Here is a 16,236-nt window from a genome sequence, read left to right as displayed (position 1 = left end):
GCGGTGCGGCAGCGGGCCCGAGGTGCAGCGGAACCATACGACCCGCCGCGATGCCGCACCGGACGGTCAGCGGCGCGGATCGGCTCGACCGGCGCAGCGGCCGTGGTGAACGTCACGATGTCGGGGACGTGTATGTGTCCTGCCCGGCACAGTCGCACAGCGGCACCGGCCCCGACGTGCGCTCACGACCCCGGGCCCGGACGGCCGCGGCGCGACTCGGCCCAACCCGCGGAGCGGCACGTCACGATGTCGGGGACGTGTATGTGTCCTGCCCGGCACCGTCGCACGGCGGCACCGGCCCCGACGTGCGCTCACGACCCCGGGCCCGGACGGCCGCGGCGCGACTCGGCCCAACCCGCGGAGCGGCACGTCACGGTGTTGTGGAGGTGTGTGGGTTCTGCGGGGTGGCGCCCGTGTCGTCGCCTGACGTCGCCAGCCAGGTGCCGACGCCGATCGCCGCCGCGAGCAGCACGCCCGCCACTCCCAGCGTCACCCGCCGGCGCCGGGCCGCCGCGCGGTGCCGGGCCGACCCGGGGCGCGGGGCACCCGAGGCCCGGGGCACGCGCGCGGTGCCCCTCGCGCCGCCCGCCAGCTCGTCCGCCCCCGGCACCCGCATCGAGGTGTGCGTGTCCCGGTTGGAGTCCGGCTGCGCACCGGGGACCAGCGGCACCGAGCCACGCCGACGCGCCCGCTCGCCGAGCACCGGAGCCGCCGCCGAGGGCTCCGCGGCCTGCGGCGCCGACTCCGCGTCCGGCTCGTCCACGTCGAGCGGCGGCATCCCGGCCAGCTGGGGCAGTTGCTCCCGCAGCCGCGCCGCCAGCTCGGAGGCCCTCAGCCGCGAGGCGGGCGCCTTCGCCAGGCACTGCACGATCAGCTGCCACAGCTCGTCCGGGATGCCCGGCAGCGGCGCGACGGTCTCGGTCACATGCCGGCGCAGCACCGCGCCCGGGTGGCCGCCGCCGAACGGGGTGAACCCGGCCAGCAGCTCGTACAGCACGGTCGCGAGGGCGTAGATGTCGACGGCGGCCCGCGGCGGCAGGCCCTCCACGATCTCCGGTGCCAGATAGTCCGGGGTGCCGATGATCTTCGTGGCGCGGGTCCGCTTGGGGGTGTCGATCAGCTTCGCGACCCCGAAGTCGGTCAGCAGCGCGGGATGCGCACCGCCGGGGCCGAGCGGCCCCTGCATGTCGAGCAGCACGTTCTCGGGCTTGACGTCCCGGTGCACCACCCCGGCCGCGTGCGCCGCCGCCAGTGCCTCCGCTACGTCCGCGACAATGGCCACCGCGGCGTCGGGGGCGAGCCGCCGCTCCCGCTCCAGGCGGGTGCGCAGGTCGGTGCCGCGGACCAGGTCCATGACGAGGGCCAGGTCGTTGCCGTCGACGACGAGGTCGCGCACCGAGACGATGTTCGGGTGTTCCAGGCCGAGCAGTGCCGTGCGCTCCTGCACGAAGCGTCCGACGAGTTCCTGGTCGGACGCGAGGTCCTCGCGCAGCAGCTTGATGGCGACGGGCCCGTCCGGTCCCTCGCCCAGCCACACCGTGCCGGCGCTGCCCCGTCCCAGGATCTGGTTCGCGGTGTACCGGCTGCCGATCTTCCGTGCCAAGACTGCTCCTACAGACGCGTGTTGCCGCTAAAACTACGCGTCCGAGGAGCCAACCTTCACCGCGGCGGCCGAAATCACCCGTCAGGTGTCGACAAATCCCCAGACCTAGCTCTAGTTGCCGCAGACCGAGCCCTAGTTGCCGCCGGAACCGCCGCCCAGGTCCTTGATCCAGCCGGTCACCGTGCTGAACCAGTCGCTGAGCTGTCCCCAGTAGCTCTTGCCGGTCCCGATCCAGTCCTGGAGCGGGCTCAGCTCCCACACCAGCCAGCCCGCCACGAACAGGATGACGATCGTGAACAGGCAGCCCTTCAGACAGCCGAGCCCGGGGATCTTCATCGGGTTGGCGCTGCGCTGCCGCGGCTGCCGCGGCTCGGGCGCCGGCCGCCGCGGCTCCGCCGGTGCGGGCGGCGCGTACCGCTCGGGCCGCGGCGCCGCGTACGGCTGCGGCTGGTACTGCTGCGGCTGAGGCTGCTGAGGCTGCTGAGGCTGCTGCCGACGCCCGTAGCCGCCCGGGGGCCGCTGCTGGTGCTGGGGCGCGGGCTGCTGCTGCGGCCGGGCCACCTGGCGCTGGGGGCGGCGGCGCAGCGGGTCCTGGTCCGGGTCGACGTACTGGACCTGCGTCTGATCGTTGCGGTCGCGGGCGGCGCGCAGCTGGGTCTGCCAGGGGTGCGGCTGCTCGGGCTGCTGCCCCTGCTGGTCCGCCCGGCCCTGCGGCATCGGCGGCATGACGGCGGTCGGGTCGGCCGCCCCGGTGTTCGGCAGCACCGCGGTGGGATCGGCGGCGCCCGCCGGGCCGCCGGAGTGCGGCAGCACGCTGGTCGCGGCGTTGGGGTCGTACGCCCCCGCGGAGGCGCCCGTCGGCAGCACCTGGGTCGGGTCGGCGGCCCCGGGCACGCCCGGTACGGCGGTGGGCGCCGGATCGGGGGCCAGCAGGGCACCGACGCCCTCGGCGGCGGCGATCTGGGCGGAGTTGGCGTGCACGCCGATGCCCTCGGCGACGACCCGCAGGCCGCGCGCGAGGTTCTCGGCGCTGGGGCGTTCGTCGGGGTTCTTGCGCAGGCAGCGCTCTATGACCGTCCACAGCGGGTCGGGCACGGTGGACGGGCGGCGCGGCTCGGCGCTCAGGTGCTGGTGCAGGACTTCGAGGGCGGAGCCGCCGGAGAACGGCGGGCGGCCGGTGACCAGCTCGTACAGCAGGATGCCGGCGCCGTAGATGTCGACGGCGGAGGTCTGCGGGCGGCCCTCGGCGGACTCCGGCGCGACGTACGCGGGCGTGCCGACGAACTCGTGTGTGCGGGTCAGGCCCGGGGAGTCGGCCAAGCGGGCGATGCCGAAGTCCGTCAGCAGCGGGTTCATCCGGCCGTCGCGCTGCTGGAGCAGCACGTTGGCGGGCTTCAGGTCCCGGTGGACGACGCCGTCGGCGTGGCTGGCCGCGAGCGCGTCGGCGATCTGGGCGGTCAGCAGCGCGGCGGCCACGGGCGTGAACGGGCCGTTCTCGCGCAGGTAGCGGTGCAGGTCGGGACCCTCGACGAGGTCCATGACGAGGGCGAGCAGATCGCCCTCGACGACGAGGTCGCGCACCCGGACGATGTTCGGGTGGGTGAGCCGGAGCAGGACGGAGCGCTCCCGCAGAAACCGCATGACGATGTCGGCGTCGCTCGCCAGTTCCTCCTTGAGGACCTTGATCGCGACGGTCTCACCTGGCTGGCCGGGCACGGCAGCCTCGGCGCCCGCCGTCTCTCTCTGGCGGGCTCGCCAGACGGTGCCCGTGGCGCCGCGTCCGAGCGGCTCCTCAAGCAAGTACTTGCTGCCTACCGGCCGCACGTCATGCGCTCCCTGCTGCTTGCTGGTGTTCCGATCCACTGTAGTGCCGCCTGCGGGGGCACCACATGAGCGTTCCCGTCCCTGTGCGAAGGAAAGACGCTTCCCTCGTTCTCCTGGTTGCCGAAAGGCTGCCGAACCGGGACAGGGGCCGATCTCAAATGTTCAACGGTGGGGTGCCGGTCAGCCACTTTTGCGGTACCGGTCAGGCACTTTTGAGGTACCGGTCGGGCACTTTTGGGGGCAGAGCCGACCAATCAAGATCACTTACCACCGGGCCGCGGGCGCGTTGTCGGTGACAGGTGCGAGGATGCCTGCAGTACTGGCCGACGCTCGTGTGGGGTGGGGAAGTCCGCGCCCGTGCAGAAGGGACCGCTGACGGCGATGCAGATCCGGCTGACCGTCGTAGACCCGCTGGGCCCGTCCCCGCAGGGGGGCCGCGCCGCGTGCCGCGACGTGCTGGTCACGGCGCCCGCCGGCACCGCCCTGGCGGCGGTGACGTCGGCGCTCGCCTCGACGGTCGCCGGCGACGGGGGCACGGTCCGCGACACCGCGAACGCCCCGGTCGTGCTGTACGCCGGCGCCGAGCGGCTGGACGCCCGGCGCTGCACCCTCGGTGAGCCCCCGCTGGTCGACGGCGCCGTGCTGGCCCTGGGCGCGCCCGCCGAGCCGGAGCCCCATCCGGAGCTGGACGACGCCCCGACGCAGTTGCACGTGGTGGCGGGGCCGGACGCGGGCGGTGTCCATCTGCTGCACGGCGGCCGGATCACCGTCGGCCGTTCCGCCGACGCCGACATCCCGATAGACGACCCCGACGTCTCCCGCCTGCACTGCGCCGTCACGGTCGCCGCCGACGGCCGCGTCTCGGTCGCCGACCTCGGCTCCACGAACGGCACGGCGCTGGACGGCGTGCGGGTGGCCGACCGCCCGGTCCGCTTTCCGCCGGGCGCGCTGCTGCGGGTCGGCGAGTCCACCCTGCGGCTTACTCCGTCCGGGGGGCCGAGCGCCCTGATGCGGACGGCTCCCGACGGCGAGGGCTGCGTCCGGGTGACCCCGCGCACGGGGCACGCGACGGACACCGGGGAGAGCGGGTACGCCGACGGCGCCGGGGACACCGGGTACGCCGGGGAGAGCGGGTACGTCGGGGACACCTACGCCGACGGCGCCGGGCGCATCGAACGCGCCACGGCCCCGCAGAGCGGACGGGGCGTGCCGTCCGGGCCCGCCCGGCACGCCCACGGCACGGCGGACTGGGGCGCCCCGGGTACGGCGCCGCGGGCCCAGGAGCACCGCCCGGTGCAGCCGCCGGTCGTGCCCGGACAGGGCGGCGCGCCGGGGATCGAGAGCCGGGACGCTGCGCGGGATCCGCGCGGCCAGGGCCCCGGGACGCAGGGCGCGGACACCCACGCCGGCCGCTTCGGGGCCGGCGGCCCCGGCGTGGCCTTCGGCGGCCCCGGCCACGCGGGCAGGGGACAAGGCACACCGCCGGACACGCGCGCGCCCGGACCCGCGGACCCCCGGACGGCGGCTCACGGCACCGGAGCGGACGGCACCGGAGCGGTCCCGCACGCGCGGGGCGGTCACACCGAGGACACCGAGGACACCCAGGGCACGCGCCCGCGCGGACACCATGGCGCGTACGGCCCGGCCGGGTCGTACGGGCACGACTACGGCCCGGAAGCGGACGCCCAGCCCGCCGGGGGACGCAAGGGCACTCCGGTGCGCGGCACCGACCTGCCGCCCGGCCTGCGCAGGCGCGGCGGCCTCGGCGCGTGGGCGCGACGGCTGGCCGGGGGGCGCGCGGATCCGGCGGCCGGCGGCCCGGGGCCGTACGACACACAGGGCGCCGGCACGCACGGCGGTGCCGCGCCGGGCGGCCCGCGGCGGCCGGAGACCTGGCCGGACCCGGCGGCCCTGCTGCTGACCGCGCTCGGCCCTGGCCCCCGGCTGTGGGAGCGCGGTCCGGGACACCCGCAGACGCTCACGGTCCGGCTGGGCACGGCCGACGGGCCGACGCCGGGCGGCCCCGCCCCGCTCACCGGCACGCCGGTCACCGTCGGCCTGCGCGCGGCCGGGGCGCTGGGCCTGGCCGGGCCGCGCCCGCGGCTGTCCGGGCTGGCCCGCGCGGTCCTGGCCCAACTCGCCGCGCTGCACTCCCCCGACTGCCTGGAAATCGTCCTGATCAGCGCGGACCGCGCGCGCCCCCTGGCGGAGCGCACCGCCGAGTGGTCCTGGCTCGGCTGGCTGCCGCATGTGCGCCCCGGTCACGGTCAGGACTGCCGCCTGCTGCTGGCCTACGACCGCGAACAGGCTGCGGCCCGCACCCAGGAACTGCTGCGCCGCCTGGAGAGCCAGACGGCCGACGGCTCGGCACCGCCGCAGCTCTCCTCGGCCACGAGCGGCGGCGAGACGACGGGCGGCTTCCCCGGCCCCTACACGGTCGTCGTCGTGGACGGCGATCCGGGCGGGGCGGGCCTGCGCGAGGCGGTGGCGCGGCTGGCCCTGGAGGGGCCGCGGGCCGGGATGCACGTCGTGTGCCTGGCGGAGACACCGCCCGCCGCGGCCGCCGCGCCGGGGACCTACGAGGCCTACGAGGCGGCGTGCGCGGTCGCGCCGACGTTCCGGGCGTGCGGCGCCGTCGCGCTGCTCGGCGGTGACGTCGCCACGGCGCTGCACCTGCTGCACGTCCCCCGGCCCGGCGCGCACGCCGCTCCGGCCGGTCCGCTCGGCCCCGGCACGCCGGCCGCGGTCGACGCGGTCTCGCCCGCCTGGGCGGAGCGGTTCGCGCGGGCGCTGGCGCCGCTGCGCACGGACGGCGCGGTCGACGGGCGGCATGCGCGTGTGGCCGCGCCGCTGCCCCAGTCGGCGCGTCTGCTGGACGAGTTGGGGCTCGCGCGGGCCACGCCGGCGTCGCTGATGGCGCGTTGGGCGGACGCGGCGGACGACACGGACTCGCCGGGCGGGCGGGCCTGGGCGGTGCTCGGCGCGGGCCCGCGCGGCCCGCTCGGTGCCGACCTGGTCACCGAGGGGCCGCATCTGCTGGTCGAGGGCCCGCCGGGCAGCGGCCGTACGGAGCTGCTGCGGGCCGTCGTCGCCTCGCTGGCCGCCGCCGAGCGCCCCGACCGGCTGGGCGTGGTGCTGGTCGACGGGCGGGACGGCGTGGGCGCGGGCGGCGAAGGGCTGCGCGTGTGCACGGACATACCGCATGTCACCACCCATCTGGCCGCCAACGACCCGGTGCGCATGCGGGAGTTCGCGCAGTCCCTGAGCGCCGAGCTGAAGCGGCGGGCCGAGTTGCTGGGGCGGGCGGGCTTCGCGGAGTGGCACGCGCACCGCGAGGTGTCGGGCCGGATGGTCGCGCAGCGCACCGCGCCGGGGCGGCCCGCCGCGAGTGGCGGCGACCTCGAATCCCCGCCCAGCACGACGCTGCGGCTGCGCCCCGCCGCGGCCCGGCAGGGGCGGGCGGAGGCGCCGCCGCCGCTGCCCCGGCTGGTGGTGGTCGTGGACGATCTGGACGCGCTGGTCTCCCCGGCGCTCGGTTCGCCGGGCCGGCCCGCGGCGGGTTCGGTGGTGCGGGCGCTGGAGGCGGTGGCGCGGGACGGCGAACGGCTCGGCGTCCATCTGGTGGCGGCGGCCGGTCCGGGCGGTCGTACGGCCGAGACGGAGCCGGCGCGGCAGGCCGCGCTCCGCGTGACGCTGGACGCGCCGTCCTCAGGACCGGACGAACCGGCGCCGGGCCGCGGCCGGTTGGCCACGGCGGACGGTCGTGTCACCGCGTTCCAGGCCGGACGGGTGACCGGGCGGATTCCGCGTACGGCGACCCAGCGGCCCACGGTCGTCCCGCTGGACTGGCACCGCATGGGCGACCCGCCGGCCCGCCGCCCGGTACGCGAACTGGGCAACGGCCCCACGGACTTGGCCCTCCTGGCCAGCGCGGTGGAACGCGCGGCCCAACAGGTGTCGGCCACACAGGTCCCGTCCCTGCTGTAGTCGGAGGCGCCATGCATACGCGGCCGATCACGAGCCGGTCACGATCGGCGGGTTGACACCGCAGGCGCTCTTGCCGCGTTCGAGGGGCCGGGCGTAGACCGTACGGCACGGTACAGCGCTCGGACGTTCAACGGCGAACGAAGAACGGGGCAGTGATGCGCAGCAGGAGCAGCACCATCCGGACCCACAGGGCCGTCACCACACTCGCCGCTCTCCTCGCGGGGGCGCTCGCGCTCAGCGCCTGCGGAGGCAGCGACGACGACAAGAAGACCGGCGGCGGCGAGAGCAGCAGCGCCGCCGGGACGGGCAGCGGTGTCACCCTGCCGAAGCTGGACGGCGCGAGCCTGGAGGTCGCCGCCGTGTGGACCGGCGGCGAGCAGAAGAACTTCAAGCAGGTCCTCGCGGAGTTCGAGAAGCGCACGGGCGCCAAGGTCACCTTCGTACCCGCGCAGGACCCGATCATCAACTTCCTCGGCTCGAAGATCGCGGGCGGTCAGCCGCCGGACGTCGCGCTGCTGCCGCAGCCCGGTGCGATCAAGCAGGCGGTGGACAAGACGTGGGCCAAGCCGCTGGGCCCCGAGGCGCAGGCCCAGCTGGCCAAGAACTACGCGCAGGGCTGGCAGGACATCGGCAAGGTCGGCGGCCGGCAGTACGGCGCCTACTACAAGGCCGCCAACAAGTCGCTGATCTGGTACAACGCCAAGGCGTTCGAGAACGCCGGCGCCAAGGAGCCCGCGACCTGGCAGGAACTGCTGACGACGGCGCAGGCCGTGTACGACTCGGGGGTCACGCCGTTCTCGGTCGGCGGCGCCGACGGCTGGACCCTCACCGACTGGTTCGAGAACATCTATCTCTCCCAGGCGGGCCCGGAGAAGTACGACCAGCTCGCCCAGCACAAGATCAAGTGGACGGATCCCTCCGTCAAGGAGGCGCTGACCACGCTGGCCCAGATCTGGGGCAAGAAGGACTATGTCGCGGGCGGCGCGAAGGGCGCGCTCCAGACCGAGTTCCCGGCCTCCGTCACCCAGACCTTCACCGGCGGCGACCAGCCCAAGGCGGCGATGGTCTACGAGGGTGACTTCGCGCAGGTCAACATCGGTGAGACCAAGGCGAAGGTGGGCACGGACGCGAAGGTGTTCCCGTTCCCGGCGGTGGGTTCCGCCGCGCCGGTGGTCTCCGGCGGTGACGCGGCGGTCGTCCTGAAGGATTCCAAGGCGGCCCAGGCGCTGGTCACCTTCCTCGCCTCGGCGGACGCGGCGACGATCCAGGCGAAGCTCGGCGGCTATCTCTCGCCGAACAAGAACGTGCCGAACTCGGCCTACCCGAACGATGTGCAGCGCACGATCGCCAAGGCGCTGATCGACTCGGGCGACGACTTCCGTTTCGACATGTCCGACCAGGCCCCGCAGGCCTTCGGCGGCACGCCCGGCAAGGGCGAGTGGAAGGCCCTCCAGGACTTCCTGAAGAACCCGTCGGATGTCGCGGGCGCCCAGGCGCAGTTGGAGAAGGACGCGGCGGCGGCGTACGGGAACGGCGGCTGAGCCGGCGATGGCGTCGGCCACGGCGGCGGGCGGCCCACCGTCCCCCGCCGCACCCCGCAACCGCAAGAGCGTGACCGGCACCCGCAGGACGGTGGCAGCGCTCTTCCTGCTGCCCGCCCTGGTGCTGCTCGGCGCGCTCGTGGTCTACCCGATCGGGTACTCGCTCGTCCGCAGCTTCTACGACTCCTCGGGCGACGGATTCGCCGGATTCGACAACTACCGTGCCCTGTTCACCGACGACGGCATCCGCACCGCGCTGAAGAACAACATCATCTGGGTGGTGTTCGCGCCGACCGTGTCCACCGTCCTCGGCCTGGTCTTCGCGGTGCTGACCGAACGGGTGCGCTGGGGAACGGCGTTCAAGCTGGTCGTCTTCATGCCGATGGCGATCTCGATGCTGGCGGCCGGGATCATCTTCCGGCTGGTGTACGACCAGGACCCGGACAAGGGCGTCGCCAACGCCGTGTGGGTGGGGATCCACGACACGTTCGTCCAGTCGTCCGCGTTCCCGAAGGCGCACCCGGGCCGCGAGTCGCCGCTGCGGGCGGACGGCGGCGGCTTCGTCACGTCGGCGACCGTCCGCGCCGGCACCCCGGTCACCCTGCCGCTGGTCGGTGTCGCCCCCGACCAGATGCCCGGCGACGCCCGCACGGCTCGGGCCGCGAAGGCCGAGCCGGGGAAGGTCACCGGCAGCACCTGGCAGGACTTCACCCGCGGCAAGGGCGTCGGCACGCTGGGCGCCCCCGACCCGTCCGAACTCGGCTATGCGGGAATGAAGATCGAGGCGGTGAAGGACGGCACGGTGGTGGCCGCCACGAAGGCCGCCGACGACGGCACGTTCACGCTGCCCGCGGCGGCCGACGGCGCCCGGCTGCGGCTCCCGGCGGACAACTTCAAGGCGCCCTACAACGGCGTCGACTGGCTGGGCCCGTCGCTGGTGACGCCCGCCATCATCGGCTCGTACGTATGGATGTGGGCGGGTTTCGCGATGGTGCTGATCGCGGCCGGGCTCGCGGGGGTGCCCCGGGAACTCCTGGAGGCGGCGCGGGTCGACGGGGCGAACGAGTGGCAGGTGTTCCGGAGGGTCACCGTGCCCCTGCTCGCGCCGGTCCTCGCGGTCGTCACCGTCACCCTGATGATCAATGTGCTGAAGGTGTTCGACCTGGTCTTCATCATCGCGCCCGGCTCCTCGCAGGACGACGCGAACGTGCTGGCCCTTGAGCTGTACCGGAAGGGCTTCTCGGAGGGCCGGCCGGGCGTCGCGAGCGCCATCGCGGTGCTCCTGCTGCTGCTGGTGATCCCCGTGATGTGGTTCAACATTCGCCGGCTGAGGCGGGAGGGGCGGCGATGACGACGCATGCCGAAGGCATCGGCGAGGCGGCCCCGGGCCCGGTGGTCAAGGCCCGGCAGTCGCTCGGCGCGCGGATCGCGGAGCGGCTGAGCGGCGGACTGGTCCGCGCGGTCCTGCTGGTCGTCGGCCTGTTCTGGCTGGTGCCGACGATCGGGCTGCTCATCTCCTCCCTGCGCGCGCCCGAGGACATGAGCGCGGACGGCTGGTGGAAGGTGTTCACCGAGCCGTCCCAACTCACCTTCGACAGCTACCAGAAGCTGCTGGAGAACAGCGATATCACCAACTCCCTGGTGAACACGGTGCTGATCACGGTCCCGGCGACGGTGCTGGTCGTCGTCATCGGCTCGCTGGCGGGCTACGCCTTCGCGTGGATGGAGTTCCCGGGCCGCGACTGGCTGTTCCTCGCCGTGGTCGGACTGCTGGTGGTACCGGTGCAGGTGGCGCTGATCCCGATCGCCGAACTGTTCGGCAAGCTCGGGTTGTTCGGGTCGATCCTCGGGGTGGTCCTGTTCCATGCCGGTTTCGGCCTGCCGTTCGCGGTGTTCCTGCTGCGGAACTTCTTCGCGGAGATCCCGAGGGAGCTGCTGGAGGCGGCCCGGCTGGACGGCGCGGGCGAACTGCGGCTGTTCGCCCGGGTGGTGATGCCGCTCGGCGGGCCCGCCATCGCCAGCCTGGGCATCTTCCAGTTCCTGTGGGTGTGGAACGACATGCTGATCGCGCTGGTGTTCACCAAGTCGGGTTCGCAGCCGATCACGGTCGCCCTGCAGACGCAGGTCCGCCAGTTCGGCAACAACATCGACGTGCTGGCGCCGGGCGCGTTCATCTCGATGGTGATCCCGCTGGCGGTGTTCTTCGCGTTCCAGCGGCAGTTCGTGTCCGGGGTCATGGCGGGCGCGGTCAAGTAACGCGGTCAAACAACCGGAGACGGACCACGGTTGGGGGGCGGGCCGGCAGCTGCCCGCCCCCGACGGCGTCACCGGGTGTCCCCCACTTGCCGCACGAACCGTAACCACTTCACTCCACCGGCCGTTCCCGGGCAGAACGCCCGCGACGACCGACCCATGGATGTGCCGTGCCCAGGTTCAGTGTCATTGTCCCCGCGTACCAGGTCCAGGCATATCTGCACGCATGCCTGGACTCGGTGCTGGAACAGTCGTACCCGGATCTCGAACTGATCGTCGTGGACGACCGCTCGCCGGACGCGAGCGGCGCGATCATCGACGAGTACGCGGCACGCGACCCACGGGTCCGGCCGGTGCACCTGTCCGAGAACCGGGGTCTTGGCCGGGCCCGCAACGCGGGCATGAAGTGCGCGACCGGTGACTACCTGGTCTTCCTCGACGGCGACGACACGCTCACCCCGCGCGCCCTGGAGTGGATCGCCGACCGGATCAAGGAGACCGACGAACCGGACGTCCTGGTCTACGACTACGCGCGCACCTACTGGACGGGCGAGGCGGTCCGCAACCAGGTCGCCGCCCAGCTCACCGAGGAGGGCCCGGCCCCCTTCCGGCTGGCGGACCGGCCGGGGCTGCTGAACGTCCTGATGGTCGCCTGGAACAAGGCGTACCGCAGGGAGTTCGTCGAGGCCGAGCGGCTGTCGTTCCCACCGGGCTACTACGAGGACACCCCCTGGACCTTCCCGGCCCTGATGTCGGCGCGGTCCCTCGCGACGCTGGACCGGGTGTGCGTGCACTACCGGCAGCGCCGCACCGGCAACATCCTCGGCACCACCAGCCGCAAGCACTTCGACATCTTCGAGCAGTACGACCGGGTCTTCGCATACGTCGCCGAGCGGCCCGAACTCGCCCGCTGGCAGCCGGCGTTGTTCCAGCGCATGGTCGACCACCTGGCGACCGTGTACGGCAAGCCCGACCGGCTGCCGCCCGGCAGCCGCGCCGAGTTCCTGCGCCGCGCCCGCGCCCAGTATCTGCGCCACCGCACGCCGGGCACCCCCGTCCCGCCGCGCGCCCGTCTGCGGCACACCCTGATCCGGCTGGGCGCGCACCGCACCTACCGCGCGCTGCGGCTGGCGGCGGCCCTGCGCCGGGGCGTGCGAAGGTCCGCCGCGGGGCTGCGCCGGGTGGTGCGCGCCGCCGTCCTGTGGCTTCACTACCGGATCCAGCTCTGCCTGCCCGTGCGCCCCGACCGGGCGGTGTTCACCGCTCACGGGGGCCGCGGCCACGGCTGCAACCCGGGCGCCCTGGAGGCCGCGTTCCGCAGGTACGCACCGCACATCCGCACGGCGTGGATCGCCCGGCCCGAGCACCAGCACACGGTGCCGCCCGCCACCCGCCGGCTGCGTCCGGACACCGCGGCCTACTGGACGGCGCTGGCCCGCGCCAAGTACCTGGTGGTCAACGCCGATCTGGACCCGCGGCTGGTCAAGCGGCGCGGCCAGGTCTGGGTGCAGACCCGGTACGGCACCCCGCTCAAGCGGATGGGCCTCGATCTGCAGGACCGCCCGGCCGCCGCCGGTGCCACGGACTTCGGGTCGTATCTGGACGGCGTCGACAAGTGGGACTACGTCCTGTCCGCCAACCGCCACTCCACCGTCACCTGGGAGCGGGTCTGTCCGGGCCGCTACACGACCCTGGAGTACGGCTACCCGCGCAACGACGTCTTCCAGAAGGCGACCTCGGCCGACGTGTCCCGGCTGCGCGAACAACTCGGCATCCCCCGGGGCACCGTGGCGATCCTGTACGCGCCGACCCACCGCGACCACCGGCGCGACCAGCACCTGCTGCTCGACCCGGAGCGCCTGCTGCGCCGGCTGGGCCCGCGCTATGTGCTGCTGTTCCGCGCCCATCCCGGGCACGACGGACCGCCGGTGCAGGGCGAGCGCGTCATCGACGTCAGCGGCCATCCGAGCGTGGAGTCCCTGTGCCTGGCGTCGGACGCGCTGGTCACCGACTACTCGTCGATCATGTTCGACTACGCCAACCTGGACCGGCCGATCGTCGTGTACGCCCCGGACCGGGAGGCGTACGAAGCGGCCCGCGGCACCTACTTCGATCTGCGCTCCTGTCCGCCGGGCGCGTACGCGCGCAGCGAGGACGAGCTGATCGACATCTTCGCGACCGGCCACTGGCGCGGCTCGCGCTCGACCCAGCTGCGGGCCGCGTTCCGGGAGCGGTTCTGCCCGTTCGACGACGGCCGGGCCGCCGAGCGGGTCGTCCGGCATGTGGTGCTGGGCGAGGCCGTGCTGCTGCCGCCGGTCACACCGCTCGCCGAACGCCATCCGGTGCCGTCGGCGTCGTCGGCGCTCGCCGGTCCCCCGTTGGTCACCCTTCCGCAACCTTCCGGTCCGGTCACCGTCACCGACTGCCGCTGAACACCGTTGGCTCTCACGGGAGTTCCCATGCCCTGCAGCACCTCGCGGCCCACCCCGACCCGGCCGTCCACCTGGCGGCCGACCGGGCGGCCCGGCCGCGTCCGTACGGCCTGAGTCCCGGGACCTTGGCGACCCGGGAGGCAGGTATCACAACAGAAAGAGCGCAATGCCCCGCTTCAGCATCATCGTTCCGTCCCACGGGGTCGCGGGCCGGCTGTCCCAGGCGCTGGACTCGGTCCTCGCACAGTCCTTCACCGACCTGGAGCTGATCCCGGTCTGCGACTCCCCCGACTCCCCGGCGGCGGACGTCGCCGGGGAGTACGCCGAGCGGGACTCCCGGGTGACCCCGGTGCATTCACCGCCGTCCGCCGGGCTGAGCGGGGCCCGCAACGCCGGGATGCGGGCGGCGTCCGGCAGCTATCTGCTGTTCCTGGACGGCGACGACCTCCTCCTCCCGGGCGCGCTGGCGGCGCTGGACGCGCGGCTCGGCGCTACGGGCGACGTGGACGTGCTGTACTTCGAGCACGAGCGGGCCCCCTGGTGGGAGGGCGAGCCGAGCAACCCGGCCGCCCCGCTGCTGGCCGCCGCCCCCGGCGGCGCGTTCGCGCCCGCCCGCGCCCCGCGGCTCACCGGCGTACCGCTCCCGGCGTGGAGCGCCGCCTACCGCCGCTCCTTCGTCGCCGAGCACCGACTCGCCTTTCCCGACGGTCACTTCACGGATCTGGGCTGGGGCGGTCTGACGACCCTCGCCGCCGAGCGGGTCGCGGTGCTGCGCCGGGCCCTGGTCCGGCACCGGCTGCGCCGGCAGGGCAACCGGCTCAACCTGCCCGGCGCGCACCAGCGCGAACTGCTCGACCAGGTGGACCTGGTGCTGACCCGGGCCGCCGAGCGTGGGCTGGCCGGCGAACGGGCCAGGCCGCTGTTCGCACAGCTCTTCGCGGTCGTCCTGAAGACGGCCTCCCGGCCCGAACGGCTGCCCTCCGGGCACCGGGGCTTCTTCCGCCGCGCCCACCGGCTGTACCGCCGGCACCGCCCGGCCGGTTTCCGGGTGCCGGCCGGCAGCCTGGGCGTCCAGCACCGGTTGCTCGCGGCGGGCGCCTACACGGCGTTCTGCGCGCTGCGCGCCGCCAACCGGTCGGCCTCGCGGGCGGCCGAGCGCCTCCCGCGTCCCCGCGGGCTGCGCACCCGGCTGCACTACCGGACGCAACTGCGCCGCCCGATCGACCCCCGGCTCGCCGTGTACTGCGCCTACTGGGGCCGCGGCTACGCGTGCAGCCCGGCCGCGATCCACGCCAAGGCCCGCGAACTCGCTCCGCACATCCGCTCGGTGTTCCTGGTGGAGGCCGGCCAGGAACACGCCGTACCGCAGGACGTGGACCACGTCGTGATCGGCTCCCGCCGCTACTGGGAGGTGCTGGCCCGCGCCAAGTACCTCGTCAACAACGCCAACTTCGCCGAGGGCGTGGTCAAGCGGCCGGGCAGCGTGCATGTGCAGACCCAGCACGGCACCCCGCTGAAGACGATGGGCGTGGACCAGTCGACGTACCCGGTGGTGGCCGCGCAGTCCGGCAGCTTCGCCAAGCTGCTCGGCCGGGTCGACCGCTGGGACTTCAACCTGTCCTCCAACCGCCACTCCACCCAGATGTGGGAGCGCGCCTTCCCCGGCTCGTACGAGGCACTGGAGTACGGCTATCCGCGCAACGACGTGTACTACACGGCCACCGCGCAGGACGTGGCCCGCATCCGCCGGGAACTCGGCGTGCCCGAGGGCCGCACGGCCGTCCTGTACGCGCCCACCCACCGCGACCACCACACCGGTTTCGAGTCGGGCCTCGACCTGGAGGCGTTCTGCGAGGCGGCCGGCGAGGACGTGGTCGTGCTGCTGCGCGCCCACTACTTCTACGACCGCGGCCGGGCCGCGGCCGGCGGCCCCGCCGGCCGGATCATCGATGTGTCCGCGCACCGCTCATCCGAGGACGTCTGCCTGGCCGCGGACGCGCTGATCACCGACTACTCGTCGATCATGTTCGACTACGCCAACCTGGACCGGCCGATCGTCGTGTACGCGGACGACTGGGACGTCTACCGGGAGACGCGGGGCGTCTACTTCGACCTGATGGCGGCGCCGCCGGGCCCGGTGGCGCGCACGCCGGAGGAGCTGGCACGGGTCTTTCGCGACGGCACGTACGCGGGGGCGACGTCGCGGGCGCTGCGCGCCGCGTTCCGCGAGCGGTTCTGCGATTTCGACGACGGCCGGGCCGCCGAGCGGGTGGTGCGGCGGGTGCTGCTCGGCGAGTCACCGGAGGCGATCCCGCCCGTGATGCCGCTCGCGGAGCGCGTCCCCGCCCCCGCCGCCGTGACCCTCGCAAGGAGCTGACCCGCAGTGCCCCGCTTCAGCGTCATCGTCCCGTGCTTCAAGGTGCAGGGCTTCCTGCGCGAGTGCCTCGACTCGGTCCTGGAGCAGTCCTTCGCCGATTTCGAGGTGATCGCCGTGGACGACCGCTCGCCGGACGGCTGCGGCGCGATCCTCGACGAGTACGCGGCCCGCGACCCGCGCGTGACCGTGCTGCACCTGCCCGAGAACGTCGGCCTCGGC

General features: G+C 74.0%; 9 protein-coding genes. 7 read left to right on the top strand and 2 right to left on the bottom strand.

Annotation, left to right across the window (positions count from 1 at the left end; genetic code table 11):
- Positions 1-370: 370 nt before the first annotated feature.
- Positions 371-1,603, bottom strand: a complete 1,233-nt coding sequence (locus tag ACFYTE_RS29045) for a serine/threonine-protein kinase (RefSeq protein WP_388716542.1) — start codon at positions 1,601-1,603, stop codon at positions 371-373.
- Positions 1,604-1,735: 132 nt separating this feature from the next.
- Complete coding sequence (locus ACFYTE_RS29040) at positions 1,736-3,427, bottom strand: protein kinase (RefSeq protein WP_388716539.1); 1,692 nt, start codon at positions 3,425-3,427, stop codon at positions 1,736-1,738.
- Between the two features lie 381 nt (positions 3,428-3,808).
- On the opposite strand from ACFYTE_RS29040, the gene ACFYTE_RS29035 reads away from it, so the two are divergent.
- From ACFYTE_RS29035 to ACFYTE_RS29005, 7 genes are all read left to right on the top strand, one after another.
- Positions 3,809-7,414, top strand: a complete 3,606-nt coding sequence (locus tag ACFYTE_RS29035; protein ID WP_388716878.1) for an FtsK/SpoIIIE domain-containing protein — start codon at positions 3,809-3,811, stop codon at positions 7,412-7,414.
- 155 nt (positions 7,415-7,569) lie between these two features.
- Positions 7,570-8,955: an ABC transporter substrate-binding protein gene (locus ACFYTE_RS29030; RefSeq protein WP_388716536.1), complete on the top strand. Its 1,386-nt coding sequence runs from the start codon at positions 7,570-7,572 to the stop codon at positions 8,953-8,955.
- A gap of 7 nt (positions 8,956-8,962) precedes the next feature.
- A complete protein-coding gene (locus tag ACFYTE_RS29025; protein ID WP_388716533.1) occupies positions 8,963-10,306 on the top strand; it encodes a carbohydrate ABC transporter permease in 1,344 nt (447 codons plus the stop codon).
- Positions 10,303-11,211: a carbohydrate ABC transporter permease gene (locus tag ACFYTE_RS29020; RefSeq protein WP_388716531.1), complete on the top strand. Its 909-nt coding sequence runs from the start codon at positions 10,303-10,305 to the stop codon at positions 11,209-11,211. The genes ACFYTE_RS29025 and ACFYTE_RS29020 overlap by 4 nt, the downstream gene beginning before the upstream one ends.
- A gap of 167 nt (positions 11,212-11,378) precedes the next feature.
- Positions 11,379-13,640 (top strand): CDP-glycerol glycerophosphotransferase family protein, encoded by a 2,262-nt coding sequence (locus tag ACFYTE_RS29015; protein ID WP_388716528.1) that lies wholly within the window; start codon positions 11,379-11,381, stop codon positions 13,638-13,640.
- A 166-nt stretch (positions 13,641-13,806) separates the two neighbouring features.
- Positions 13,807-16,017 (top strand): CDP-glycerol glycerophosphotransferase family protein, encoded by a 2,211-nt coding sequence (locus ACFYTE_RS29010; protein ID WP_388716525.1) that lies wholly within the window; start codon positions 13,807-13,809, stop codon positions 16,015-16,017.
- A gap of 6 nt (positions 16,018-16,023) precedes the next feature.
- The coding region (locus ACFYTE_RS29005) for a glycosyltransferase family 2 protein (RefSeq protein WP_388716522.1) at positions 16,024-16,236 on the top strand (213 nt) is incomplete at its 3' end.

The sequence above is a fragment of the Streptomyces sp. NPDC004629 genome (assembly GCF_042873595.1).
Classification (GTDB): domain Bacteria; phylum Actinomycetota; class Actinomycetes; order Streptomycetales; family Streptomycetaceae; genus Streptomyces.
The sequence above is the reverse complement of the archived record's forward strand: the minus strand, read 5'-3'. Positions and strand labels throughout refer to the sequence as shown.